Raw genomic sequence first — 24,645 nt, forward strand, 5'->3', positions numbered from 1 at the left:
AGGCAGAGGGGCTTGTTTTTGCATTATGAGGTAAATTTCCTAGTGAGGGATTATATATGCTGAAGAAAATATTGGGAAAAGCGGTTACGACTCTGGCGGGCCGTGATGATTTCGCTATCCCGGAGCATGATTCGCCGCTGTTCAAGGAAATTGACTGGGAACGGCTTCCCCGTCATGTGGCGGTGATCATGGATGGCAATGGCCGCTGGGCCAAGGGGCAGGGGATGCTGCGTACTGCCGGTCACAGCGCTGGTGTCAAGACACTCAAGAATATCCTCAAGACGGCTATCGGCCTGGAACTGGACGCTCTGACTGTGTATGCTTTTTCCACGGAGAACTGGAAGCGGCCGGAGTCGGAAGTCGATTTCCTGATGAATCTTTTCTCCGAATACTTGAAAAAGGAATTGCAGGAAATGCACGAGGATAATGTGCAGATCCATTTTATTGGCCGTCTGGATGGGCTGCCGGATTCCCTGCAGAAACAGATGCGGGAAGCGGAAGAGCTCATGAAGAACAACACCGGCGTCAAGTTCAATGTTGCAGCCAACTATGGCGGGCAGGATGAATTGGTGCGGGCAGTGCAGAAGCTTGCCGGCGATGTGCAAAATGGCAAGTTAAGCCCGGCTGATATTGATGAGGCACTGATTGAGAACAGCCTGGATACGGTGGGGAATCTGCCGGTGGATCTGATGATCCGCACCAGCGGGGACAAGCGTCTGTCCAACTTCCTGTTGTGGCAGGCAGCCTATGCGGAATTCTATTTCACGGATGTGCCCTGGCCGGAGTTCTCGCCAGAGTGCTTTGTGGATGCCATGAAGGATTTTGCCAGCCGTGACCGTCGTTTTGGCGGCCTGGTTAATAAATAATAGGAGCGTTGCTTTTTGTTACTACGAATTATAACCGGAATAATCGGCATTGCTGCCGCCGCCTTCGTGATTCAGACCGGGGGCGTGGTCTTTGCCGGTTTTACTCTTTTATTGATGCTTTTGGCCTGGTTTGAATATGCCCGGGCTTTTTCTGAGCGGGGCATGGGACTGTCCCTGGTTACGGGTTTCATCGCCCTGGGGCTGATGTGGTATGCGGCCTGGCAGAAGCCGGAGTTTCTGGCAATGGCCTGCCCGCTGATCATTATGGTGACTTTGCTGGAAAGCGTGCTTTTGCGTGCCTCCACGGGCATCATGGATGCTTTGGCCTCTGGGGCGGGGCTTATCTATATTGGGTTCCCGTTCACCTGTTTGCTGCTGTTGCGCAATTTCCTGCCGGATACGGTGTTCACGACGGAAATCGGCAATTTCACCTTTGGCAATGCCTTTGTCTGGATTATGTTCATCGGCACTTGGGCCAGCGATACCTTTGCTTACTTTACGGGTACGGCGATCGGCAGGCATAAGCTCTGTCCGTCCATCAGTCCTAACAAGACCATTGAGGGCTTTATGGGCTCTTTGGTCGGTACCACGGCAGTGGTGGCGGGACTGGGTTATTTCCTGAACCTGCCGTTACAGGCGATGGCTATCTTAGGCCTCGCGATTGCCATTCTGGCGACGTTGGGGGACTTGGTGGAATCCGTGGCCAAACGCTATGTGGGCATCAAGGATTCCGGCAATATCATTCCGGGACACGGTGGTGTCTGGGATCGATTTGACAGCGTGCTCTTTACGGCACCGCTGGTTTACTATTTTGTCCAGTTTGTGAATCTCTTGGGCAAGTAAGGAGATTTGACGATGAAGAATATTGCAGTATTGGGTTCCACTGGTTCTATTGGTACGCAGACCTTGGAAGTGGTGCGCAGGAATCCTGAGCTTTTCCATATCAGTGTGTTGGCGGCCAATTCCCGTGATGAACTCTTTGAGCAGCAGATTCGAGAGTTCGAGCCGGAACTGGCGGTATTGGCTGATGAAACTGCCTATAACCGCCTCAAGAGTCGTTACAGTGGCAAAACACAGCTGGCCGGCGGCCGTCAGGCCTTTATTGATGCGGCAGCTTTTGACGGCGTGGACACCGTGGTTACCTCCATGATGGGCTTTGCCGGTTTGGAACCCACCATGAAGGCTTTGGATGCGAAGAAGAACATCGCCCTGGCCAATAAGGAAACCCTGGTGGTGGCTGGTGAGATCGTCACCCGCCGCGCCAAGGAGCAGGGCGTCAAGATCCTGCCTGTAGACAGTGAGCATTGTGCCTTCTTCCAGTGCCTGCAGGGCGAGAAGATGAAGAGCATCGAAAAGCTGCTGCTGACCTGTTCCGGCGGCCCCTTCCGTGGCAAGAAGCGGGAAGAGCTCTTAGAGGCCACCAAGGCACAAGTTTTGGCCCATCCCACCTGGAATATGGGTCAGAAGATCACGGTGGATTCGGCCAGCCTGGTGAATAAGGGCCTCGAAGTCATTGAAGCCAAGTGGCTTTATGATGTAAGTTACGATCAGATTCAGGTGGTTGTCCATCCCCAGAGCATCGTGCATTCCATGGTGCAGTTCCGGGATGGGGCTGTGATTGCCCAGTTGGGTTCCACGGATATGAAGCTGCCCATTCAGTATGCCTTGACCTATCCTGACCGTGTGCAGTCGGAATTTGACCGTCTGGATTTCTGGCAGATGCAGGATTTGACATTCAGTAAGCCTGACACGGATACCTTCAAGGGGTTGAAATTTGCTTACGAGGCCGGGGCTATGGGCGGTTCCATGCCCTGCGTGTTCAATGCGGCCAATGAAGTGGCGGTAGGGGCATTCCTTAAGGACGAAATCAAGTTCCTGGATATCTATGATATCATCGAAGAAACGATGCTGAAGCGTGAGTGCATTATGGAACCGACACTGGAAGAACTCTTTGCGGAAGACCGTTGGGCAAGGGAATTTGCCACGGAAGTTTTACGGAAGAAATAAAGGACGGTGACACTATGGTATTAACCATTGCAGCGGCTATCTTTGTTTTTGGTTTATTGGTACTGGTGCATGAGCTGGGGCATTTCATCACCGCCAAGCTTACGGGCATGCGGGTGGATGAATTCGCCATCGGCTTTGGGCCGAAGCTTATCAGTTTCACCTATGGGGAAACCGTGTATTCTTTGCGGGCGATTCCCTTGGGCGGTTTCAATGATATTGCGGGTATGGACCCCAGCAATAATGAAGCGGGCAGCCGGGGCTACTGCGAAAAGCCGGTACTTTCTCGCATGATTGTAATCCTTGCTGGTTCCATTATGAATTTTATCCTGCCCTTGGTGATTTTCTTTGGCATCTTCTTCTTTGTGGGGGTCAGCACGCCGAGTCCGGAGCCGGTATTTGGCACCGTGATAGAGGGCAAGGCAGCAGCTGAGGCCGGCCTCAAAGATGGCGACCGGATCATCAGTCTCGATGGCAAGGAAATTGCCAATTGGACGGAGTTTGTCGATCATGTCAAGGACAATGAGGGTACGCCCATAAAGGTGGTGGCCCAGCGTGGTGAAGAGACCATCGAAACGACCATGACGCCGGTCTATGACTCCCAGGCGAAAAAAGCCATGGTAGGGGTTATGAGTTCTGTGGATACCAGGCATCCGGGACTTTTTGAGGCGGCAGGTCTGGCCGTGCAGAAGACCTATATGATCATTGCCATGATGCTGGATGCTCTGCTGCAGATCGTACTGAAGCTTTCCGGTTCAGAACTGGCCGGCCCCATTGGCGTGGCTCAGATGGCTGGGGAAGTGGCCCAGATGGGCTTTGTGCCGCTGCTGAATTTCGCGGCGTTCCTGAGCCTCAACTTGGGCATCGTGAACCTGTTCCCGATTCCGGCACTGGATGGCGGCCATTTCGTGACGCTGTGCGTGGAGGCGGTGCGGGGCAAGCCCATGAGCCCCAAGGCTTTGGAGTACACCCAGAAGGTGGGCATCGTATTGCTTATCCTGCTGATGGTTTTAGCAACCAAAAATGACATTGTACGCGTCTTTACGGGAGGCTAAGATAGATGTTTGAACGAAAGAAAACCCGACAGATCCATATTGGAAATGTCGCCATCGGTGGCGGTGCGCCGATTTCCGTGCAGTCTATGTGCAATACCAAGACCACGGATACCAAGGCTACGGTTTCCCAGATCAAGGCCCTGCAGAATGCTGGCTGCGATATTGTGCGGGTGGCTGTGCCGGATATGGAGGCGGCCCAGAATCTGGGCAATATCATCCGGGAAATCAATATTCCGTTGGTGGCCGATATCCACTTTGACTATAAGCTGGCTCTCGAAGCCATCAAGCAGGGAATTTCTGCCCTGCGTTTGAACCCCGGCAATATCGGCGGGGAGGAAAAGGTGCGGGCGGTGGTCAAGGCCGCCAAGGAAGCCCATATCCCCATCCGCATCGGCGTCAATGCCGGTTCGCTGGACAAGAAGATCCTGGCCAAGTACGGGGCAGTCACCCCGGAAGCACTGGTGGAATCGGCCCTGCAGCATGTGAAGATTTTGGAGGATCTGGATTTCCATGACCTCAAGATTTCTCTCAAGGCCCATGATGTGCCCTTGACGTTGGCGGCTTACCGCCTGATGAGCAAGACGGTGGATTATCCCCTGCATCTGGGCATTACAGAAGCCGGTACGGTGAACACGGGCATCATCAAGTCCGCTGTGGGCATCGGCGCACTGCTGGCGGAAGGCATTGGTGACACCTTCCGCATTTCCCTGACCGGTGATCCGGTGGTGGAAGTCAAGGTGGCCAATGAAATCCTGAAGTCTCTGGGGCTCAAGGAGTACGGGCCCACGCTGGTGGCCTGCCCCACCTGTGGCCGCACCAGCATCGACCTGCCCGCCATTGCCGCGCAGGTGGAAAAGAAGCTGGAGGGCATCAAAGATCCTATTGATGTAGCTGTGATGGGCTGTGTGGTCAATGGCCCAGGCGAGGCCCGGGGCGCCGATGTCGGCATTGCCGGCGGCAACGGCGAAGGCCTGATCTTCCGCAAGGGCGAAATCATCCGCAAAGTGCCGGAAGAGAATTTAGTAGAAGAACTCTTTAAAGAAATCGATGCGATATTGGAGGAACGTAAGAACAATGCGAGCAAGTAACTTATATGCACCTACCCTGCGCAATACGCCGGCTGAAGCCGAGATTGCCAGCCATCAGCTCATGTACCGGGCCGGCATGATCCGCAAGGTAGCTGGCGGTATGTACACCTATCTGCCTCTGGGCTGGCGTGTCATCCGCAAGATCGAGGAAATCATCCGGGAGGAAATGGACGCCGCTGGCGGTCAGGAAATCGGCATGCCGATCCTGCAGCCTTCCGAGCTTTGGGAGGAAAGCGGCCGTTGGGCAGCTTATGGCGATGAAATGATGCGCATCAAGGACCGTCATGGCCGCAACTTCTGCCTTGGGCCGACCCACGAGGAAATGATTACGGATTTGGTGCGGGATGAAGTCAGCTCCTACAAGCAGCTGCCACTGATGCTCTATCAGATTCAGGACAAGTTCCGCGATGAACGCCGCCCCCGCTTCGGTCTGATGCGCAGTCGTGAGTTTATCATGAAGGATTTGTACTCCTTTGATAAAGATGTGGAAGGCATGAACGTTTCCTATCAGAAGATGTATGATGCCTACACCAACATCTATACCCGCATGGGCCTGGAATTCCGTCCCGTAGAGGCCGACAACGGTGCCATCGGCGGCGGCCATTCCCATGAGTTCACGGTGCTGGCCGAAGCAGGCGAATCCAATATCGCTTACTGCTCCAAGTGCGATTATGCCGCCAGCGATGAAAAAGCTGCTTTGGCACCGATCGAAGCCCCGGCAGAAGAAGAACTGCCGCTGGAAAAGGTGGCTACGCCGGGGGCCAATACCATTGAGGCACTGGCCCAGTTCTTGAACATTCCCATGGAAAAGACCATCAAGGCCGTAGCGTACCAGTCCGATAACGGCAAGCTCGTACTGGCCTTTGTCCGTGGTGACCATGATGTCAATGAAGTCAAGGTCATCAATCAGGTGGAAGGCGCGCTGGAACTCACCATGGCAGAAGATGAAGCCATCATGAATGCCGGCGGCTGCCCGGGCTTTATGAGTGCCATTGGCATCAAGCCCGGCGAAGATGTGATTGTCCTCGTTGATCCCACGGTCATGAATATGCACAATGCGGTGGCCGGGGCCAATGAAGTGGATGCCCATTACAAGAATGTGAACCCGCAGCGCGATTTCAATGCTGAGGGCATTATCGTCACCGACCTGCGCATGGTCAAGGAAGGGGATGCCTGCCCTCACTGCGGCGCAGAGCTCAAGATGACCCGTGGCATCGAAGCCGGCCAGGTCTTCACCCTGGGCACGAAGTACAGCCAGGCTATGGGCGCCATGTTCCTGGACGAGCAGGGCAAGCAGCAGCCCCTTTACATGGGCTGCTACGGTATCGGCGTAGGCCGTACCATGGCTGCTGCCATCGAGCAGAACAACGACGAGAACGGCATTATCTGGCCCCGGGCCATCGCTCCCTTTGAAGTGGTGGTTGTGGCTGTCAATGCCAAGAAGGAAGATCAGCTGGCTTATTCCGAGGAAATCTACAAGGAATGCAAGGCCGCCGGCATCGACACCCTGCTGGACGACCGTAAGGAACGTGCGGGCGTCAAGTTCAAGGACTGCGACCTGATTGGTTATCCGCTGCGCGTAGTGGTGGGCCCCAAGGCCGTGGAAGAAGGACAGATTGAAATCAAGGTGCGCAAGACCGGTGAGATGTTCACCGTCAGCCGTGATGAATATCTGGCCAAGGTTCAGGAAATCCTGGCTACCCTTTAAGAGAACAATTATGAAGCCTTCCCTGCGGGGAGGGCTTTTTGATTAAGTATACATGTACACATAAGCTCAAACAGTAGACACCCTTTACATAAATCCATATAATAAAATTAGATGGATTCGTATTTATTATTTATAGTAAAGGGAGTGATATCATGAACCTTTCCATCAAAATCTTTATCGCGCTGGTTCTCTCTGTTGTCGTGGGACTTATTGCTGGGGAACCTGCCCTGCCCTTTATCAACTGGTGGATTGCACCGATTGGTACCATGTTCATCAATCTCATCAAGATGATGATCGTACCGGTGGTGTTCTTCTCCTTGGTAGTGGGGATGACCAGCCTGGGTGATACCAAAAAGCTGGGGCGTATTGGTGCCAAGACGGTAGTGCTTTATCTGCTGACTACGGCTGTGGCGATTTTGATTGGCTTTGGCGTAGCAGGGATTTTGAGCCCGGGGACGGGAATTTCTCTGGCTAGCGATGCCACCTACAAGGTAAAGGAAGCACCGGGACTCATGCAGGTGCTGGTGGCCATGATACCGGCTAATCCCATTGATGCCATGGCAAAAGCGCAGATTCTGCCCGTTATTGTGTTCTCATTGTTTGTAGGGATTGGTATTGTCCATGTGGGCGGCGAACGGGCACAGCTGCTGATGAAGTTCTTCGATGCTGCTGCTGAAGTTTCCTACAAGATCATTGGCATCGTGATGCAGTTTGCACCGATCGGTGTCTTTGCCCTGCTTTTGCCGGTAGTTGCCAAGAATGGCCCCTCTGTCCTGTTGCCATTGATGTCTGTTATTGCCTGTGTGGCCATCGGCTGCGTGATTCATGCAGTGGTGGTTTATTCTTCCCTGGCCCGCCTTTGGGGCGGCCATACGCCGATGGAATTCTTCCGGGGCATGAGTGAGGCCATGATGATTGCCTTCACGACCTGCTCCAGTGCGGCAGCTCTGCCTGTCAATATGAAGAACTGCCAGGAAAAACTCGGTGTATCCCGTGAGGTTTCCTCTTTCGTCCTGCCGCTGGGGGCAACCATCAACATGGATGGTACGGCACTCTATATGGGCGTATACTCCCTCTTTATTGCCAATGTGTTTGGCGTTGACCTGACCATGGGACAGATCCTGATGATCGTCCTGACGGGTACGCTGGCATCCATCGGCACCGCCGGTGTTCCGGGTGCCGGGCTTATCATGCTGGCCATGGTATTGCAGACCGCCGGCCTGCCGCTGGAAGGTTTGGCTCTGGTAGCCGGCATCGACCGTGTGCTGGATATGTTCCGTACCTGCCTGAATATCACGGGTGACGCTGCTGTGACCATCGTGATGGATCAGGAAGAGAAAAAATATGACAGCAATATAGCTGGTGCAAAAGTATAAACTGAATTGATGTTCCAAAGGCATCTGATCGTTCGTCTGACGGATCAGATGCCTTATTTTTTTACCGTTTTTACATGTAGTTTTAGCAGGAATGGAAGCCTCGGTGTCGAATAAGCACCATAGAAAGAAGAGTCTAAATAATCGGATAGGAATAAAGATGGTTTGGAGGGATACGTATGTCACTAAAGGGACGGTTTGTGCTGATGGTCATTGGCATAGCAGTGCTGACAGCCGTCTGTGTCAGTGCGGCGTTCATCGTGAGCCTGAAGTCGGAGTCAGAGCGGCAGGTTACGGCGGTGCGGCAGACATTGACGCAGGATGTGGAACGGGAATTGAAGATACAGACGGAAACGGCGATTTCCCTGATCAAGCAGGTGTATGACCGCCAGCAGAAAGGGGAGCTTACGGAGGAGCAGGCTCGGAAGGAAGCGGCTGATCTGGTGCGGAATCTGCGCTATGATGATGGCAAGGGCTATTTCTGGGTGGATACCTATGAAGGTGTCAATGTGGTGCTCTTAGGCCGTGATACGGAAGGAAAATCCCGTATCAATCTCACCGATCCTTCCGGCAAGCATTTCATCAAGGAAATGATCGAAAATGGCCGCAAGGATGGGGGCGGCTATACGGATCTGATGTTTGCCAAGCCCAATGAAACTACTCCTTTGCCCAAACGCAATTATACGGCATCCTTTGCTCCCTATCAGTGGGTATTGGGCACCGGTGTCTGGATTGATTATATCGACAGCCGGGTAGCCGAGGAACAGGCTGCTGCTGATGATGCCTTTAAATCCACGTTGATCAATACATTGCTGATCAATGTTGTCCTGCTGGCCATATTCTCAGGGCTGGGGCTGCTGGCGGCAAAATCCATTGTGGGGCCCTTGCATATCGTTACCAATCGTCTGGGCATCATGGCAACCGGTGATTTGCGGGAAGATCCCTCGTTGGAAGATGTATTCCATCGCAGTGATGAGATCGGTGAGATGAGCCGTGCCCTGCATACCCTGCAGACACATGTCAGTGAGATGATGCGGCAGATCATCGATTCCAGCCAGCAGGTGGCGGCTTCCAGTCTGCAGCTGACTAATAGTTCCGAGCAGTCGGCAGAGGTCAGCGGTACGGTGGCTGACAGCATCGTCAATGTGGCGGGCTCCTGCAGTGAGCAGTTCACGGAAGTGGAGAATGCCAGCTCCAATATTGAAAGCTTGTCTGAGAGCATGGAGCGGTTCAAGAAGACCATCGAACATGCCGGCAAGGTAGTAGCAGAGGCCAAGGGCCAGGCTGACAGCGGTGAAAAAGCTGTAACGGGAGCTGTGCGGCAGATGGAACTGATCGAGCAGTCTGTGAGCCAGTCGGCGCAGGTTATCGAAGAGCTGGGCAAGGAGTCCGATAAGATTGGCACGATTGTGGATGCGATTTCCCAGATTGCCGAGCAGACGAACCTGTTGGCCCTCAATGCAGCCATTGAGGCCGCCCGTGCCGGTGAGCATGGCCGGGGCTTTGCAGTAGTGGCCGATGAAGTCCGGAAACTGGCCGAGCAGTCCAGTTCTTCGGCAGGTGAGATTTCCAATCTGATCGGTTCCATTCAGGATAAGGCACGGGATGCGGTTTCGGTCATGCATGATGGCGTATCCCAGGTGCAGAATGGTGTAGGCGCTGTAAACGGTGCCGGCAACAGCTTCAAGGATATTGCCGGCATGGTGGAACAGGTTGTGGAAGAGACGGCGGAAATGGAGCGTACGGTGGTCAGCCTGGCCAATAATACCAGCACCATCTATGCTGCGGTCAACAAGATCAGCGAGATGAGCCGGAACGTGGCAGCAGAAGCCGAGTCCGTATCGGCAGCCACCGAGGAACAGACGGCAACCATGAATGAGATCGCCAGCGCTAGCCGCCGGCTTACGGAAATGGCCAATGGCATGGAAAGTTCCGTAGAGAAATTCAAGATTTGAGTGTATGTCGCTTGCATTTTCTGTTTCAGGGCGTATAATGGAGTTGTAACTTCATAGCAAGGGGAGCTTGCGGCGTGAGCACAGCAGGCTGAGAGGAGGCTTAAGGTCTCGACCCATAACCTGATTTGGATAATGCCAACGTAGGGATGTGCAAGCGAATTGTATTTTTAGGGACTGTCCAAGAAGGGCAGTCCCTTTATTGTGGTGTCCAAAAGGAGGCGAATCATGGTAACGATAAATGGCAGCCCGGAGGCGGCCGCAGGCGTGAGTCTTGCGGACTGGCTGGATCAGGCAGGCTACAGCGGGCGGATGATTGCCGTGGAATATAATGGGGAGATTATTTCCGCGGAGCAGTATCCGCAGGTGTGTCTGCATGATGGTGATGTGGTGGAAATCGTCTGCTTTATGGGCGGCGGTTGAGTTTGATGGAGGCTGATACGATGGAAAACAATATGGAGGATTGTCTGGAACTGGGCGGTCATAGATTTCATTCCCGGTTTATCCTGGGTTCCGGCAAGTATTCTTTGCAGCTGATCGAGGCGGCGGTGCAGGACGCCGGGGCGGAGATTGTGACCTTGGCGGTGCGCCGGGCCAATACCCAGGACAAGGAAAATATTCTGGACTATATCCCAAAAAATGTGACGCTTTTGCCGAACACTTCCGGGGCCCGCAATGCGGAGGAAGCGGTGCGCATTGCCAAACTTGCCCGAGCCATGGGTTGCGGGGATTTTGTCAAGATTGAGATCATGCGGGACAGCAAATACCTGCTGCCGGATAATGCAGAAACCATCAGGGCCACGGAAATACTGGCCAAGGAAGGTTTTACCGTGCTGCCTTATATGTACCCGGATCTGAATGTGGCCCGGGATCTTGAGAGTGCCGGTGCCGCTGCGGTAATGCCCTTGGCATCGCCCATCGGTTCCAACAAGGGGCTGGCCACGAAGGAATTCATTCAGATTCTCATCGATGAAATTGACCTGCCCATTATCGTGGATGCAGGGATCGGAGCGCCTTCCCAGGCCTGTGAGGCCATGGAGATGGGAGCGGCGGCCATTATGGCCAATACGGCGCTGGCCACGGCGGGAAATCTGCCCCTGATGGCCTCCGCCTTCAAGGATGCCATTACCGCCGGGCGCAAGGCATATCTGGCCGGCCTGGGCCGGGTGCTTACCCGTGGGGCTGAGGCCTCTGATCCGCTGACCGGCTTTTTGCATGACTGAGGGGGCCTGAAGATGGCAGAGAATAATTTTTTGATCGACTCGGCACGGCTGGGGGAAAAGGCCCTGCAGCGCAAGCATGAGCTGGAGAACAATCCCGCCAGCCGCAAGAGCCCGCTGGAGTATTTCCCGGATATGGAACAGCTGGACTCGTCGGTGGAACGGGCTGTACTCACGGAAATGGAGGACTATGATTGTCACCGCTATACGGCAGTCGATGTGCGGCGGGCCCTTAATCATAAGACCTGCTCCAAGGAAGATTTCAAGGCCTTGCTGTCTCCGGCGGCGGCGCCCTTTCTGGAGGAGATGGCCCGCCGGGCCCAGCGGGAAACCGGCCGCCATTTCGGCAATACGGTGTATCTGTTCACGCCCCTCTATATTGCCAATTACTGCGAGAATTACTGCGTCTACTGCGGTTTCAACTGTTACAACGATATTCAGCGTCTGCAGTTGGATGAGGAGCAGATCGAGCATGAGATGCAGGTCATTGCCCAAAGCGGCATGGAGGAAATCCTGCTGCTGACGGGGGAGAGCAAGGCCAAGAGCAGTCTGGAATACATTGGCAGGGCCTGTGAGCTGGCCCGGAAGTATTTCCGCAATGTGGGGCTGGAAATCTATCCCGTCAATACGGATGACTACCGTTACCTGCATCAGTGTGGCGCCGATTATGTGACGGTTTTTCAGGAGACCTACAATCTGGAGCAGTATGAAAAACTGCATCTTCTGGGCCATAAGCGGGTGTTCCCATATCGCTTTGCGGCCCAGGAACGGGCTCTGCGCGGCGGCATGCGGGGCGTGGGCTTCTCGGCTTTGCTGGGGCTTGCGGATTTCCGCAAGGATGCGCTGGCCACGGCCCTCCATGTCTGGCATCTGCAGCGCCGCTATCCCTGGGCGGAATTTTCCCTGTCCTGTCCGCGGCTGCGCCCCATCGTCAACAATGATAAGATCACGCCGCAGGGTGTAGGAGAGCGGGAGCTCTGTCAGGTGCTCTGCGCTTACCGGATCTTCCTGCCCTATGCGGGAATTACGGTTTCCTCCCGGGAGACGGCCTCTTTCCGCAATGGCATTGCCAAAATCTGCGCCACGAAGATTTCCGCCGGGGTGTCCACGGGCATTGGCGACCATGAGGAAAAATATGAGGGGCATCAGGAAGGCAAGGCCGGTGATGAGCAGTTCGAGATTGCCGATAATCGCAGTATTACCACGATGTATGCGGATATGAGCGGTGAAGGCCTGCAGCCGGTGCTCAATGATTATGTCTATGTCTGATATGGATTGGAAAGATATTTTGGCGGTGACAAACCGCCATCTATGCACAGGGAATTTCCTGCAGCAGGTGGAAAAAGTGGCCAGACGTAAGCCTAAGGCCCTTATCCTGAGGGAAAAGGATCTGCCTGAGCAGGATTACCGGCAGTTGGCAACTGAAGTACAGAAAATCTGCCGTCAGTATGATGTTCCCTTGCATCTGCATAACTTTCCGCAGGCGGCTGCCGGTCTGTCTGCTGTCGGTTTGCATCTGCCGCTGCCGAAGCTCAGGGAGCGGACAACAGAGGCACGGCAGCGTTGGAAAGTTTTGGGAACTTCCTGTCATAGTGTGGCAGAGGTGCAGGAAGCAGTGGCATTGGGCTGTACTTATATTGTTGCCGGGCATATCTATGCTACGGACTGTAAGCGGGGCTTGCCGGGCAGGGGGCTGGATTTTTTGCGGGCGGCCTGTCAGGCGGCAAGTACTGTGCCGGTCTATGCCATTGGCGGCATCACGCCGGAGCGATTGCCTGCTGTATTGGCGGCTGGTGCCGCGGGAGCCTGCGTGATGAGCGGTATGATGAAGGATTCGGAATGGTGGAGGTGAGTCTGTGGAATGGAATAACGAATTGAATAGCGAAGAGCAGGAACGTTATGCGCGGCAGATCATGCTGCCGGATTTTGGCGAAGCGGGGCAGAAAAAATTGAAAGCCGCCCGGGTGCTGGTGATTGGTGCCGGGGGGCTTGGTTCACCGGCCGCCTTTTATCTGGCCGCTGCCGGCATTGGCACGGTGGGACTGGCAGATTTTGACCATGTGGAGCTGTCCAACCTGCAGCGGCAGCTGCTGCATACTACGGCGGATCTGGGCCGGCGCAAGATTGACAGCGGCCGGGAGACTTTGCAGGCCTTGAATCCTGCCTTGCAGGTACCTTTATATGATGAGCCGGTCACCGAGGAGTACCTGGCAGCCATCCTGCGCAGCGAGCATTATGATATGGTGGTGGATGCGGTGGATGACGCCAAGACAAAATTTGCCATCAATGATGCCTGCGTGCAGACGAAAACTGCCTTTGTGCATGGGGGCATCCTGAAATATCAGGGGCAGCTTATGACTTATGTGCCGGGAAGCCCCTGCCTGCGCTGTCTGTTTCCGGAAGCGCAGGCAGCCCGTGGCGGGAAGAATGGCGTATTGGGTGCCGTACCTGGCGTGATCGGCAGCCTGCAGGCCACGGAGGTTATCAAGTATCTGCTGGGTATGGGAAATCTTTTGGCCGGGCGGTTGCTGACCTATGATTCGCTGCCGCTGTCATTCCGCATATTGAATATTCCCAAGCGCGCCGAATGTAGCTGTCAGGATATTGACAGGTCAGGGCGGGAATGATACTCTAATATAAGAGAAAACAGGATGGTTTCAAATTCTGCTGCGGCAGTGTTTGAAGCCATTTTCGTATATTCGTTGCAGTGAAAAAGGAGTAGTTTATGCAGGATATTATCGGTCAGGATATCAAGGGGATTACGCAGGATATATTGGCGGACTATGACAAGGAACGTCACATTGATAAGCTGGATGTATTCAACCAGCCGGATACCAAGGTGATTTACGAGTTGATTCAGGAATTGACCCGGGTGGCTTATCCCGGCTATGTCAAAGATAACCATTACCGCATTTACGATATCCGCAATAACCTGTCCATGGTCATTGAAGATATCGCCTTCCGCCTGAACAAGCAGATTGCCATTGCCCTGCGTTATGGGAAAAAGCCGGATGATGAAACACTGATGGCCACGCGGGAAGAAGCACAGCGGATAACCTTGGAGTTTTTGCGGCAGATCCCCAAGATCCGTGAATATCTGGCCACCGATGTGGAAGCCCTGTTCGATGGCGATCCGGCGGCAGAAAGTGCCGATGAGATCATCTTTGCCTATCCCGGCCTCTATGCGGTGACGGTGTTCCGCTTTGCTCATGAACTCTATAAGCTTGGTGTGCCGGTGATTCCCCGCATCATGACGGAGCTGGCCCATAGCAAAACGGGCATCGATATCAACCCGGGAGCAACCATTGGCAAGTATTTCATGATCGACCATGGCACGGGCATTGTTATCGGTGAAACCACGGAGATCGGCGAGCATGTGAAGGTCTATCAGGGGGTGACCCTGGGGGCGCTTTCCACCTCCGGCGGCCGCAAGCTCTTCAACAAGAAGCGCCATCCCACCATCGAGGATCATGTGACCATCTATTCGGGAGCGTCTATCTTAGGCGGCGATACGGTGATCGGCAAGGGCTCGGTGATCGGGGGCAATGTGTTCCTGACCCATTCGGTACCGCCGGAAACCCGCGTCAGTGTGAAAAATCAGGAGCTGCGCTATAATATGGGCAGCTGTGATTTGTGATTGATACAGATAAATAGATTTTCTTCCTATATTTCTGTCAATTCACACTTGCGCTTTGGAATCAGCATGTTATAATGGTTAGGTGTGTATTATGAACTCATTGTTTCCCCATCAATGAGTTTTTTAATTTTTATTCTAATCTACTTATGCAAGGAGTATGTGTGTATGTCGAGAATTAAAGACGCCTTTGATGCCGTAGCTGAAGCGATTATTGCGCAGAAAGATTATTTATCGGATATTGACGCCAAGGCCGGCGATGGCGACCATGGCCTGAATATGGCCCGCGGTTTCCGGGCTGCCAAGGAAGCTTTGGATGATATGGATGATACGACGCAGATTGGCCCCGTGCTCAAGAAAATCGGCAAGAGCCTGATCCAGAATGTGGGCGGCGCTGCCGGCCCCCTCTATGGTGCGGCTTTTGTCAAAGCCAGTGAGGCCTGCGACGAGGAAACCCGCATGAATATTGCGAGCTTCGAAAAGCTTCTGGCTGCTGCCATTACAGCTATTCAGGAACGGGGCCGCGCAGAGCAGGGCGACAAGACCATTCTGGATGCCCTGATTCCCATCCATGACTGCTTCCTGCCGGAAAATGTCGAGGACAAGAATCTCTTTGAGGTACTGCAGGAAGCCTCTAAGGCTGCTGGTGACGGTGTGAACTACACCAAGGAGATCCCGGCGAAAAAAGGCCGTGCCAGCCTCGTGGGCGAGCGCAGCATCGGCGTGGAAGATCCCGGCGCTGTCAGCACCATGCTGATGTACCGTGCTCTGTATCAGTTCCTGAAGCGTTAAGCTTTGTTATATGGTTATTTTTAGGAGGAAGTTTCATTGAGTCAGAAGGTTCGTACCCGTTTCGCTCCGAGTCCGACGGGATATATGCATATTGGCAATCTGCGCACGGCGCTCTATGGCTATCTTTATGCCAAGGCCCAGAAGGGAGATTTCATCCTGCGCATTGAAGATACCGACCGCACCCGCTATGTGGCCGATGCGGTGGATTTCATCAACCGCACGCTGGAAATGGCCCATATCGTGCCGGATGAAAGCCCCAGCCTGGGTGGCGATTGCGGCCCCTATGTGCAGAGTGAGCGCATGGATATCTACAAGAAGTATGCCGAAGAGCTCGTAAAGACCGGCCATGCTTATTATTGCTTCTGTGATCCGGACGAAGATCATTCCGCTGGCGAGTTCGGCGGTTATGACCGTACCTGCCGTGATCTGGATGCTGCTGTGATCGAGGAACATCTGAAGAATGGCGATCCTTACGTTATCCGTCAGAAGATGCCGCTGGATGGTTCCACCACCTTCTTCGATGTGCTCCATGGCAATATCACGATCCCCAATTCTGAATTGGAAGATCAGGTGCTGTTGAAGCGCGATGGCATGCCGACCTATAACTTCGCCAATGTTATCGACGACCATCTCATGAGCATCAGCCATATCATGCGCGGTGCGGAGTTCATCACCTCCACGCCGAAGTACATCCTGCTCTATGAAGCATATGGCTGGGAAGTGCCGACCTTCATCCATCTGGCTCCCGTAATGGGCAAGAATGAAGACGGCTCCGTGTCCAAGCTCTCCAAGCGTCATGGCGCTACGAGCTTCGATGACCTCGTGAAACTCGGTTACCTGCCGGAAGCCATCACCAACTATGTGGCTCTCTTAGGCTGGAACCCCAAGACCACCAATCAGGAAATCTTCTCCATGGAAGAACTGATTGCTCACTTCGGTCTGGACGGCCTGTCCAAGTCTCCGGCTGTGTTCGACTATGACAAGCTGGGCTGGATCAACGGCGAATACTTCAAGGCCATGAGCGATGAGGAATTTGCGAAACGCGCTCATGAGTTCGTGGAAGACCTGCCGGATTATCTGGAAAAGAACTGGCAGACAGTTGCCGCCCTGCTGAAAACCCGCGTACAGCGCTTCAGCGATGTGAAGGATGAGATTGACTTCCTGGTGGAGATGTCGGCATTCGATGCGAACCTTTACAACAACAAGCGCAACAAGGTCAACCCGGAAAAGGCTGCGGAACTGATGCCGAAGCTGGTGGAACTGCTGGAAAATGTCAGTGAAGAAGACTGGTATAACGACAGCCTCTATGCCAAGCTGGAAGAATACATTGCGGCCAATGAGCTGAAAAAAGGCCTGGTTATGTGGGTGCTGCGCATCGGTGTAGCCGGCAAGTCCGTAACGCCAGGCGGTGCTACGGAAATCCTGTCCGTTCTGGGCAAGGAAAATTCTTTGGCTCGTCTGAAAAAAAGTCTTGCCAACCTGACGGCAGAGTGATATAATAATTTGAGTCAGCAACAGTGAGTTGCAAATGGCGCCTTCGTCAAGCGGTTAAGACACTGGCCTCTCACGCCAGGTTCACGGGTTCGAATCCCGTAGGCGTCACCATCGGCACCTTCGTCAAGCGGTTAAGACACCGGCCTCTCACGCCGGGTTCACGGGTTCGAATCCCGTAGGTGTCACCAATTGTAAATGACAAGCTCCATCCTTAATGGATGGGGCTTTTTGAGTGTTGGGGAAAATTTGCCGTCTAATAGTTCACTATTTATAAAAAATATGCTAAAATAATAATGTTTCTTTGCTAGGGAGTGAGTTTCATGCGCATAATCACCGGTTCAGCCAGAGGCTGCCGCTTAAAGGCCCCCAAGGGGGCAGAGGTGACAAGGCCTACGGCGGACAGGGTAAAGGAATCCCTGTTCAATATTCTCGGGGATTTCGTGCCCGGGCGGAAGGTGCTGGATATCTTCGCCGGCACAGGGAATCTTGGCCTGGAAGCGCTCTCCCGGGGAGCACAGTCAGCCGTCTTTGTGGATAGGGCTACGGCAAAACTCATTGAGGAAAACCTGCGCCTGACCAGACTGGCCGAAAAGGGGACTGTCCGTGGCGGTGATGTGTTTGCGGAATTATCCCGGCAGGCAGCCGGCGGGGCGGAGTTCACCCTGATCTTCTGCGATCCTCCTTATCATCAAGGGCTTTGGCAGCGGGCTTTATGCCAGATTGACCAATCAGAGGGACTGATGGCAGAAGCGGGAATTCTTGTGGTGGAGCATGGCGCCGATGAAAACGATTATCCGGAGCTTGACCGGCTGCAGCTGGTGCATAACCGCCGTTATGGTCATACCACCCAGCTGAGTTTTTTCCAATGGCGTTCCTATATGGAAGCAGAGGAGGACGATGTATGAGACGGGCGGTATGTTCGGGGAGTTTCGACCCGGTCACGTTAGGTCATGTGGATGTCTTTGAACGGGCCAGCCGCATGTTTGACGAGCTCATTATCTGTGTGTTCCGCAACGTGGAAAAAAAGGGATTTTTTCCGGTGGAACAGCGGGTGCAGCTGATCGAGGAGGCTGTGGCCCATTTGCCCAATGTGCGGGTGACGGCCTTTGACAGCCTGATCACGGACTTCATGACGGCCCAGGATGCGAAGATTATCGTGCGCGGGGTGCGCTCCGTGAAGGATTTGGAATATGAAGAAAACGAAGCTTATATGATCAAGCACCTGAATCCTGAAATTGATACCGTATTTCTCCTGACGCGTCCGGATCTGTCCTATGTGAGTTCTTCCGGTGTGCGGGAGGTTTTCCGCTTCGGCGGAAGTATAAATGGGTTGGTACCTGCCTGTGTGGAACAGGCGATGTTAGATAGAAAAAAAGCAGATGGGGAAAGGAAGTAACAGTATGTCAGTACGCGAGACCTTGGATAGAATCGAGAATATGGTGGTGGGAGCCTCCCGGGTGCCCTTTACGGAGAAGACTCTGATCAATGACAACGAATTGGTGCATTATGTGGAGGAACTCCGCAATGACCTGCCTAAGGAGCTGAACCGGGCCGATGAGATCATGCGGGATCGGGATCAGATCCTGAAGGCTGCGGAAGAAGAGGCAGAGGATATCCGCAAGAAGGCCAAGGAATATGCGGAAAGCATCACCGAGGAAAGCGAGATCGTCAAGCAGGCACGGGAAAAGGCAAGAGCTATCGTGCAGCAGGCGCAGGATCAGGAACGGGAGATCATGGAGCGCACCCAGGCCAATGCCACCCAGCTCCAGAGCAATGCCGATGCCTATGCCAATCAGGTATTCGATCAGCTCATCAGCCATGTGAATGGCACTTTCCAGGGGGTGCGTCAGGCAGAAGCTGGTCTGCAGCAGGCCCTGAACGTCCTGCAGCAGGCAAAGACGCAGATGAACCAGCAGGCTGCCCGTCAGCAGGAACAGCAGTTCGTGCCGGCTAAAGCTGAATAAGATGGAAGAAGAAACCGCTCATGGCAGCGGTTTTTTGCTTTATGAGGGAATTCCTTGTATTATTGCTGGTAGACTGGATTCTTAATAAAAAGGTTGTCTAAAATTTTCTTTTAGTAATTACTCTTAACAGGGAGGAATTGGGGGACGGATAGAGAAGTAGAAAACCAAGTAACGGATTTTCGCGACGGATAAGGAGTGTTATTATGGGAAAAATGCAAAAATTAGCACTTTTTCTGCTAATGTTGATGGTCAGTATAAGTTTGCTGGGATGTGGCGGTTCGGAAGTCAGCTCGGGTAAGGTGTATTTCCTGCTGCATAATGATGCGGGCGGCGGCTTCAACGAAGACCTCAAGCAGGCGCTGCTGAAAAAAGCCCAGGAGGGCGGTGTGGCCATCGAGGTATTGGATGGCAAGGGAGATACGAATCTGCAACTGGATCAGATGAATGAGGTTATCGCCTCCAAGGCCGGTGCCGTGGTGCTGGCAGCCATGGATGGCGATGCCATCATTCCTGCCGTGAAGAAGGCCAATGAAGCCGGTATCCCCATTATCCGCGTCAGCCGGGATATCAACGATGGCCAATTTGTATCCTGCCTCTCCGATGACCGGGAGGCAGGCAAGATGCAGGGAGAATTTATGGCGAAAAATCTGCCACCCAATGCGCAGATCCTCTATATGAGCGGGGAAATGACACAGGGAGCCGCCATAAAGCGTTGGGAAGGGTTCAAGGAAGCCTGCCTGGACAAGCGCCCCGATGTGAAATTACTGGCCTCGGCTGACTGCGGCTGGAATAAGACGGATGCCTTGAAGCAGATGACGCTCTGGCTGAAGATCTATCCGCAGATCGATGGCGTGGTGGGGGCCAATGATGAAATGGTCCTGGGGGCTATCCAGTCCCTGAAGGATAATAACCGTTTGAATGGTGTCTGGACCAGCGGTGTTGATGCCACGGATAATGCCTTGAAGGCCGTACAGGCAGGACTTATGAGCCAGACTGTAAAACAGGATGCCGTCGGTCAGGGGGAAGGGGCCTTTCAACTGGTACAAGCAGCCCTGACGGGGAATAAATCCGCTGCTGATGTAGTGGTGCCTTTTGTGTCCATTACCCGGGACAATATTGGTCAGTTCTTGAAGTGAGGAAGGTGGCTGGATCATGTTGAAGCATTTGGCCGTCAAGGCAAAAATCCTGCTGCTGGCAGGTATGATGCTGATTATCGTGGCTGTGATTGCCGCTGTCGGCGTTTACTCGAATAATGAGGCCAAGAAGGCCTTAGATGAGATGTACAATTACAATATCATGTCCTCCCAGTTCCTGAACGATGCCAATAATCGGGTGCGTACCATTGATGTAGATGTTTCCTATATCCTGCAGCAGGATTATCCCAAGGAATCCCGGCAGGTGCTGCTGGATGATATCCTGAACCGCATCAAGGACATCCGTGGTGATGCGGAGGAACTGAAAAAGATTGACCGCAGCGACAAGGCTCAGAAAGCCTTGGCAGAGCTGAGTCAGAATCTGGATACGGCGGAAGCCAAGGTCGCGGCCGTAGGCAATATGGGGGATACACCGGCGGACAAGGAAAAGATCATGGCGAACCTGTCTTCCACGAAGGTCATTGCCTCTAACCTGGCGATACTGACACCGGACAATGTGGCCCAGAGCAAACTGCTGTTTGAAGCGTTCACCATCGGTTATGGGCGTACCATCAAGGCCTTTATCGGCATCATCGTCCTGGGGCTGATCCTGGGGCTGGCCGTGGGCATGTTCATTGCCCGCAATATTGCTGCGCCCCTGCAGGAATCGGTGAGCCATCTCAATGCCGTAGCGGATGGGGATCTGACACAGGATATGCCGGCAGAACTCCTTGACCGGCAGGATGAAGTGGGCATGGTAGTGCAGGCTCTGGAGAAAATGCAGCAATCATTGCATGGCTTGCTCAAGAATGTTACGGTGGAAGCGGAAAAAAGTGTGGACATGGTGTTGGAAGTCCAGCAGCTGGTGGGTGACCTGAATGACAGTGCCTATGATATGTCAGCGGTCACGGAGGAAATGTCGGCAGGCATGGAAGAGACGGCAGCTTCTACCAGCAACATGCAGAATCTTAGCGATAAGCTGCGGGAACAGATTCATGGCTCTGCCGATGAAGCCAAGAAGAGCGAGGGCTATACAGAAGAGATCACCAAGCGCGCCAATGGGCTGAAAGCCTCCATGGAGCAATCCAGCAGTGAAGCCCGCCGGATTTATGCCGATACCAAGACGTCGCTGGAGGAAGCCATCGAATCGGCCAAGGTGGTGGACAACATCACATCGCTGACCCAGGAAATTACCGATATTGCCGAGCAGACGAATCTTTTAGCCCTGAATGCGGCTATTGAAGCAGCCCGGGCCGGTGAATATGGCCGCGGCTTTGCCGTGGTAGCCGATGAGGTGCGCAAACTGGCTGAGCAGTCCCATGATACTGCCGAAAAGATCCGGACCTTGACCAGTCAGGTGACAGGCTCCGTGCAGAATCTGTCCGATGGTGCCTTCAGCCTGCTGAACTTCATGGATACCAATGTAAACAACGATTACGATATGCTCAACAAGACTGCCGTACAGTATAAGGAGGATGCGGACTACGTCAATGAGTTTGCCCGCAAGAGCAGTGCCGCTGCCCAGCAGCTGAGTGAGGAGGTGGAAGTGATGAGCCGGGCCATGGAAGAGATTGCCAAGGCTACCCATGAGGGCGCAGTGGGCAATACCACGGTAGCTGAGAAAGTCACGGTGGTAGCCGACAAGGCCAATGAGATCCTGGAAAAGATGAATGCTTCCAAGCAGGGCGCCGAGAATCTCAAGAAACATGTGGCGAAATTCAAGGTATAAAGTTGACAAATAAAATTCCTCTCGTTACAATCATAATATCCTTTAGGATTGTGACGGGAGGTTTTATTTATGAAAATTGCTATGGCTAACGACCATGCCGGTACGCGGCTGAAAGAGGAGATCAAGGCTTATCTGGAAAGCGAAGGCCATGAGGTCAAGGATTTTGGTACCTACGATGAGGAGTCCTGCGACCTGTCGGATTTCGTATTGCCGGCAGCTACAGCAGTGGCCAAGGGTGAATGTGACCGCGGTGTCTTTGTGGATGGTGTCGGTTACGGCAGTGCCATGATTGCCAACAAGCTGCGCGGGATTTTCGCCGTGGTCTGCCAGGATCCCTTCTGCGCAGCCTTGGCCCGCCAGCATAACGATTCCAATGTACTGTGCCTGGGCGGCAAGATCATCGGCGGCGCCATCGCCATGGAAACGGTGAAGACCTGGATGCACACAGATCCCCTGACGGCTGAGAAATACGTGCGTCGTGTGGAGAAGGTCAAGAAAATTGATGCAGAGTTTACGGTGGCGGTAAAGTAATAAGCATTGACAAAGCCCCATACGGTCGCTATAATTATGTGAGGTTGATGCTGAAATGATGAATATTAATATTGCTGAATTACAAACTGATTTAGGCAGGGAGCTGCCCTTTGATTTTTCCGTGACAGCGGCAGAGATTGATGCCGAAAGTGACGACTATAAGTTCTTAGATCCCATCAAGGTGACGGGAACGGTGGTCTACACGGGCATGCGCTGGCGTGTCAGCGGCAGGATCGAAGTGGTCAAGACCTTTGTCTGCAACCGTTGTCTGGCGGATTGTCGGGAAGAACAGGTGCATGAGTTTTCCGAGGACTTCACCCGTGATGAAGGCGAGGACGACTCCATCAATATCTTCAGCGGCGACTTGCTGGATATCGAGGATTTGGTGCATGACACCCTGCTGGCAGCCCAGTCCCTCAGTAATATATGCAAGCCCGATTGTAAGGGGCTTTGCCCAAAGTGCGGACATAACCTGAATGAAGGGGACTGCGGCTGTGACCGTTTCGTACCTGATCCGCGCATGGCAGCATTACAGCAGTTATTGAACAAAGACTAAAGAAAGTTTCAAGGAGGTGTATCCGAAATGGCAGTTCCAAAGAGAAAAATGTCCAAGGCCCGCCGCGACCAGCGCCGTGCTAATTGGAAGCTGGAGGCTCCGGGGTTCGTAGCCTGCCCGCAGTGCCACGAACCGAAGATGCCCCATCATGTATGCCCGGAATGCGGCTACTATGACGGCAAAGAGGTCGTTGCTGCAGCTGAATAAGCAATAAATAAAGCGGTGAGAAAGCAAAGATTGTTTTCTCACCGCTTGTTTATTTTCCTACCGGATAGACATGGATGCCCGTGGCATGCAGCTGGCTCATGGTCTCACTGTCTGCCAGATCGTCGGTATAGAGGGCGGCTACCTTATCGAAGGGCAGCAGTTTGACTGTGCCATGTGTCTTGAACTTGGCCGATTCGGTCAGCACGATGGTCTGTTCGGCCCGCTCAGCCATCATGCGGGTGGCTTCGGCCCGCATCAGGTCGTTGGACATAAAGCCCAGATCGTTGAGTCCGTCGGTGCCCACAAAGAATTTGCTGACGTAGAAATCCCGCACGCAGCTGCGGATCATGGGGCCGACCATGACCTGGGATTCCTTCTGGTATTCCCCGCCTAACAGGATTACCCGTACCTGCGGATATTTGCGGATGTAGTCAGCGATAAAGGCGGAATTGGTGATGATGGTCACATCCCGGCGGTTGGCGGCGATTTCCTCAGCCAGCAGGGCACAGCAGCTGCCGGACTCGATCATGATGGTTTCCCCGTTATGCACGCTTTCCGCCGCTCGGCGGGCAATGCGCAGCTTGGCCTCATAGTTGAAGGAGAGATGGTTGCCCACATCATCGCTGGTGGTCAGACGGGCATAGCCGTGTTCTCGGCGCAGCAGTCCCTTTTTCTCCAATATATTCAAATCCTTGCGGATGGTCACCTCGGAAACATCCAAAGCCTTGGCCAGCTCCGTCACCGCAATGCGGTTGTGCTGGTTCACCAGGCTCAGCAGTTTGCTATGGCGAATATGCATGAAATCATCCCCTGTTGTGTTTGTTATGTTCAGTATAACATAATCAGCATGGATTTCAAACGAAAGAAGAAAAGCAGGCAACAAAAAAACCGCCCTTACGGACGGTTTTTTTCTATCTCATCTGAGAAAATTACTTAGCGAGTGCGTTCACTTTGCGAGCCAGACGGGACTTTTTGCGAGCTGCACAGTTCTTGTGGAACACGTGGTTAGCTGCAGCCATGTCGATGGTCTTGCAAGCAGCCGTGAGGAGGGATTTAGCTTCTTCAGCATTTCCAGCCTCAACGGCGTCGAGAACACGACGGGAAGCAGTGCGTACACGGGACTTCTCAGCAGCGTTCTTTGCGCGGCGCTTAGCGTCAGATTTTACACTAAGAATAGATGCTTTAATATTCGGCAAGTAGTTCACCCCCCTCAATTGATTCGTTACCTTGCTATTTTAGCACGCCCTTTGCCAAAAAGCAATAGTTTTTTATGCAATGCTGACTATATTTCTTGCAGGGGAGGGGGAAAATGCGTTATAATGACTGTTATATGGAAAGA

Annotated in this window: 26 protein-coding genes, 2 tRNA genes and 1 riboswitch; of the genes, 26 read left to right on the forward strand and 2 right to left on the reverse strand. The window is 53.4% G+C overall.

Translation table 11 applies throughout. The features are described from left to right. The first annotated feature begins 56 nt into the window (after positions 1-56). The 26 genes from uppS to rpmF all read left to right on the forward strand — a co-directional run bounded on the left by uppS (position 57) and on the right by rpmF (position 23,306). Positions 57-866, forward strand: coding sequence for an undecaprenyl pyrophosphate synthase (gene uppS / locus SELR_RS03135; RefSeq protein ID WP_014423752.1), 810 nt, complete (start codon positions 57-59; stop codon positions 864-866). A 15-nt stretch (positions 867-881) separates the two neighbouring features. Continuing rightward, a complete protein-coding gene (locus SELR_RS03140) occupies positions 882-1,709 on the forward strand; it encodes a phosphatidate cytidylyltransferase (protein ID WP_014423753.1) in 828 nt (275 codons plus the stop codon). 12 nt (positions 1,710-1,721) lie between these two features. Then, positions 1,722-2,873: a 1-deoxy-D-xylulose-5-phosphate reductoisomerase gene (locus SELR_RS03145; protein ID WP_014423754.1), complete on the forward strand. Its 1,152-nt coding sequence runs from the start codon at positions 1,722-1,724 to the stop codon at positions 2,871-2,873. Between the two features lie 14 nt (positions 2,874-2,887). After that, positions 2,888-3,925: an RIP metalloprotease RseP gene (gene rseP, locus SELR_RS03150; protein WP_014423755.1), complete on the forward strand. Its 1,038-nt coding sequence runs from the start codon at positions 2,888-2,890 to the stop codon at positions 3,923-3,925. Between the two features lie 5 nt (positions 3,926-3,930). Then, the gene (gene ispG, locus SELR_RS03155; RefSeq protein WP_014423756.1) at positions 3,931-5,013 is read left to right on the forward strand and encodes a flavodoxin-dependent (E)-4-hydroxy-3-methylbut-2-enyl-diphosphate synthase; all 1,083 of its coding nucleotides are present in this window, start codon (positions 3,931-3,933) and stop codon (positions 5,011-5,013) included. Then, positions 5,000-6,721 (forward strand): proline--tRNA ligase, encoded by a 1,722-nt coding sequence (locus SELR_RS03160; protein ID WP_014423757.1) that lies wholly within the window; start codon positions 5,000-5,002, stop codon positions 6,719-6,721. The genes ispG and SELR_RS03160 overlap by 14 nt, the downstream gene beginning before the upstream one ends. Before the next feature lie 152 nt (positions 6,722-6,873). Then, complete coding sequence (locus tag SELR_RS03165; RefSeq protein WP_014423758.1) at positions 6,874-8,097, forward strand: dicarboxylate/amino acid:cation symporter; 1,224 nt, start codon at positions 6,874-6,876, stop codon at positions 8,095-8,097. A 176-nt stretch (positions 8,098-8,273) separates the two neighbouring features. After that, a complete protein-coding gene (locus SELR_RS03170; RefSeq protein ID WP_014423759.1) occupies positions 8,274-10,049 on the forward strand; it encodes a methyl-accepting chemotaxis protein in 1,776 nt (591 codons plus the stop codon). A 49-nt stretch (positions 10,050-10,098) separates the two neighbouring features. After that, a riboswitch (TPP riboswitch) is annotated at positions 10,099-10,213 on the forward strand. A gap of 61 nt (positions 10,214-10,274) precedes the next feature. Beyond that, complete coding sequence (gene thiS / locus SELR_RS03175) at positions 10,275-10,469, forward strand: sulfur carrier protein ThiS (protein ID WP_014423760.1); 195 nt, start codon at positions 10,275-10,277, stop codon at positions 10,467-10,469. A gap of 20 nt (positions 10,470-10,489) precedes the next feature. Beyond that, positions 10,490-11,269: a thiazole synthase gene (locus SELR_RS03180; protein ID WP_014423761.1), complete on the forward strand. Its 780-nt coding sequence runs from the start codon at positions 10,490-10,492 to the stop codon at positions 11,267-11,269. A 12-nt stretch (positions 11,270-11,281) separates the two neighbouring features. Next, complete coding sequence (thiH, locus tag SELR_RS03185; RefSeq protein WP_014423762.1) at positions 11,282-12,535, forward strand: 2-iminoacetate synthase ThiH; 1,254 nt, start codon at positions 11,282-11,284, stop codon at positions 12,533-12,535. Then, a complete protein-coding gene (locus SELR_RS03190) occupies positions 12,522-13,118 on the forward strand; it encodes a thiamine phosphate synthase (protein ID WP_102013451.1) in 597 nt (198 codons plus the stop codon). Before thiH ends, SELR_RS03190 begins: the two co-directional genes overlap by 14 nt. 4 nt (positions 13,119-13,122) lie before the next feature. After that, positions 13,123-13,893 (forward strand): HesA/MoeB/ThiF family protein, encoded by a 771-nt coding sequence (locus tag SELR_RS03195; RefSeq protein ID WP_014423764.1) that lies wholly within the window; start codon positions 13,123-13,125, stop codon positions 13,891-13,893. Between the two features lie 98 nt (positions 13,894-13,991). Next, on the forward strand, positions 13,992-14,903 hold the full coding sequence (locus SELR_RS03200) for a serine acetyltransferase (protein WP_014423765.1): 912 nt from the start codon (positions 13,992-13,994) through the stop codon (positions 14,901-14,903). Between the two features lie 165 nt (positions 14,904-15,068). Then, entirely contained in the window at positions 15,069-15,692 is a 624-nt protein-coding gene (gene dhaL / locus SELR_RS03205; protein ID WP_014423766.1) for a dihydroxyacetone kinase subunit DhaL, read from the forward strand. A 36-nt stretch (positions 15,693-15,728) separates the two neighbouring features. Then, complete coding sequence (gltX, locus tag SELR_RS03210; protein ID WP_014423767.1) at positions 15,729-17,186, forward strand: glutamate--tRNA ligase; 1,458 nt, start codon at positions 15,729-15,731, stop codon at positions 17,184-17,186. 36 nt (positions 17,187-17,222) lie between these two features. Next, positions 17,223-17,297 (forward strand) — tRNA-Glu (locus SELR_RS03215). Between the two features lie 2 nt (positions 17,298-17,299). Then, positions 17,300-17,374 (forward strand) — tRNA-Glu (locus SELR_RS03220). A gap of 132 nt (positions 17,375-17,506) precedes the next feature. After that, complete coding sequence (rsmD, locus tag SELR_RS03225; RefSeq protein WP_014423768.1) at positions 17,507-18,091, forward strand: 16S rRNA (guanine(966)-N(2))-methyltransferase RsmD; 585 nt, start codon at positions 17,507-17,509, stop codon at positions 18,089-18,091. Further along, on the forward strand, positions 18,088-18,582 hold the full coding sequence (gene coaD / locus SELR_RS03230; protein WP_014423769.1) for a pantetheine-phosphate adenylyltransferase: 495 nt from the start codon (positions 18,088-18,090) through the stop codon (positions 18,580-18,582). The genes rsmD and coaD overlap by 4 nt, the downstream gene beginning before the upstream one ends. Positions 18,583-18,586: 4 nt before the next feature. Continuing rightward, positions 18,587-19,150: an ATP synthase subunit B family protein gene (locus SELR_RS03235; RefSeq protein WP_014423770.1), complete on the forward strand. Its 564-nt coding sequence runs from the start codon at positions 18,587-18,589 to the stop codon at positions 19,148-19,150. A 203-nt stretch (positions 19,151-19,353) separates the two neighbouring features. Beyond that, complete coding sequence (locus tag SELR_RS03240) at positions 19,354-20,286, forward strand: sugar ABC transporter substrate-binding protein (RefSeq protein WP_014423771.1); 933 nt, start codon at positions 19,354-19,356, stop codon at positions 20,284-20,286. A 16-nt stretch (positions 20,287-20,302) separates the two neighbouring features. Next, positions 20,303-22,012: a methyl-accepting chemotaxis protein gene (locus SELR_RS03245; protein WP_014423772.1), complete on the forward strand. Its 1,710-nt coding sequence runs from the start codon at positions 20,303-20,305 to the stop codon at positions 22,010-22,012. 69 nt (positions 22,013-22,081) lie between these two features. Next, positions 22,082-22,543, forward strand: coding sequence for an RpiB/LacA/LacB family sugar-phosphate isomerase (locus SELR_RS03250; protein WP_014423773.1), 462 nt, complete (start codon positions 22,082-22,084; stop codon positions 22,541-22,543). 55 nt (positions 22,544-22,598) lie between these two features. After that, positions 22,599-23,099, forward strand: a complete 501-nt coding sequence (locus SELR_RS03255; protein ID WP_014423774.1) for a YceD family protein — start codon at positions 22,599-22,601, stop codon at positions 23,097-23,099. Positions 23,100-23,126: 27 nt separating this feature from the next. Then, positions 23,127-23,306 carry a 50S ribosomal protein L32 gene (rpmF, locus tag SELR_RS03260; protein WP_014423332.1) on the forward strand — a complete coding sequence of 60 codons (180 nt, stop codon included), beginning with the start codon at positions 23,127-23,129 and terminating at the stop codon, positions 23,304-23,306. A gap of 49 nt (positions 23,307-23,355) precedes the next feature. On the opposite strand, the gene SELR_RS03265 is transcribed toward rpmF, so the two are convergent. Both SELR_RS03265 and rpsT read right to left on the reverse strand, forming a co-directional pair. Beyond that, entirely contained in the window at positions 23,356-24,105 is a 750-nt protein-coding gene (locus SELR_RS03265) for a DeoR/GlpR family DNA-binding transcription regulator (protein WP_014423775.1), read from the reverse strand. A 130-nt stretch (positions 24,106-24,235) separates the two neighbouring features. After that, complete coding sequence (gene rpsT, locus SELR_RS03270; RefSeq protein WP_014423776.1) at positions 24,236-24,502, reverse strand: 30S ribosomal protein S20; 267 nt, start codon at positions 24,500-24,502, stop codon at positions 24,236-24,238. Positions 24,503-24,645 lie beyond the last annotated feature (143 nt).

This window comes from Selenomonas ruminantium subsp. lactilytica TAM6421, from assembly GCF_000284095.1.
Taxonomy (GTDB): domain Bacteria; phylum Bacillota; class Negativicutes; order Selenomonadales; family Selenomonadaceae; genus Selenomonas_A; species Selenomonas_A lactilytica.

Bases quoted from the DNA above. Each gene is read 5' to 3' on its own strand.
- uppS (WP_014423752.1), top strand. From the start codon at position 57: ATGCTGAAGAAAATATTGGGAAAAGCGGTTACGACTCTGGCGGGCCGT.
- SELR_RS03145 (WP_014423754.1), top strand. From the start codon at position 1,722: ATGAAGAATATTGCAGTATTGGGTTCCACTGGTTCTATTGGTACGCAG.
- rseP (WP_014423755.1), top strand. From the start codon at position 2,888: ATGGTATTAACCATTGCAGCGGCTATCTTTGTTTTTGGTTTATTGGTA.
- ispG (WP_014423756.1), top strand. From the start codon at position 3,931: ATGTTTGAACGAAAGAAAACCCGACAGATCCATATTGGAAATGTCGCC.
- SELR_RS03160 (WP_014423757.1), top strand. From the start codon at position 5,000: ATGCGAGCAAGTAACTTATATGCACCTACCCTGCGCAATACGCCGGCT.
- SELR_RS03165 (WP_014423758.1), top strand. From the start codon at position 6,874: ATGAACCTTTCCATCAAAATCTTTATCGCGCTGGTTCTCTCTGTTGTC.
- SELR_RS03170 (WP_014423759.1), top strand. From the start codon at position 8,274: ATGTCACTAAAGGGACGGTTTGTGCTGATGGTCATTGGCATAGCAGTG.
- thiS (WP_014423760.1), top strand. From the start codon at position 10,275: ATGGTAACGATAAATGGCAGCCCGGAGGCGGCCGCAGGCGTGAGTCTT.
- SELR_RS03180 (WP_014423761.1), top strand. From the start codon at position 10,490: ATGGAAAACAATATGGAGGATTGTCTGGAACTGGGCGGTCATAGATTT.
- thiH (WP_014423762.1), top strand. From the start codon at position 11,282: ATGGCAGAGAATAATTTTTTGATCGACTCGGCACGGCTGGGGGAAAAG.
- SELR_RS03190 (WP_102013451.1), top strand. From the start codon at position 12,522: ATGTCTATGTCTGATATGGATTGGAAAGATATTTTGGCGGTGACAAAC.
- SELR_RS03200 (WP_014423765.1), top strand. From the start codon at position 13,992: ATGCAGGATATTATCGGTCAGGATATCAAGGGGATTACGCAGGATATA.
- dhaL (WP_014423766.1), top strand. From the start codon at position 15,069: ATGTCGAGAATTAAAGACGCCTTTGATGCCGTAGCTGAAGCGATTATT.
- rsmD (WP_014423768.1), top strand. From the start codon at position 17,507: ATGCGCATAATCACCGGTTCAGCCAGAGGCTGCCGCTTAAAGGCCCCC.
- coaD (WP_014423769.1), top strand. From the start codon at position 18,088: ATGAGACGGGCGGTATGTTCGGGGAGTTTCGACCCGGTCACGTTAGGT.
- SELR_RS03235 (WP_014423770.1), top strand. From the start codon at position 18,587: ATGTCAGTACGCGAGACCTTGGATAGAATCGAGAATATGGTGGTGGGA.
- SELR_RS03240 (WP_014423771.1), top strand. From the start codon at position 19,354: ATGGGAAAAATGCAAAAATTAGCACTTTTTCTGCTAATGTTGATGGTC.
- SELR_RS03245 (WP_014423772.1), top strand. From the start codon at position 20,303: ATGTTGAAGCATTTGGCCGTCAAGGCAAAAATCCTGCTGCTGGCAGGT.
- SELR_RS03250 (WP_014423773.1), top strand. From the start codon at position 22,082: ATGAAAATTGCTATGGCTAACGACCATGCCGGTACGCGGCTGAAAGAG.
- SELR_RS03255 (WP_014423774.1), top strand. From the start codon at position 22,599: ATGATGAATATTAATATTGCTGAATTACAAACTGATTTAGGCAGGGAG.
- rpmF (WP_014423332.1), top strand. From the start codon at position 23,127: ATGGCAGTTCCAAAGAGAAAAATGTCCAAGGCCCGCCGCGACCAGCGC.
- SELR_RS03265 (WP_014423775.1), bottom strand. From the start codon at position 24,105: ATGCATATTCGCCATAGCAAACTGCTGAGCCTGGTGAACCAGCACAAC.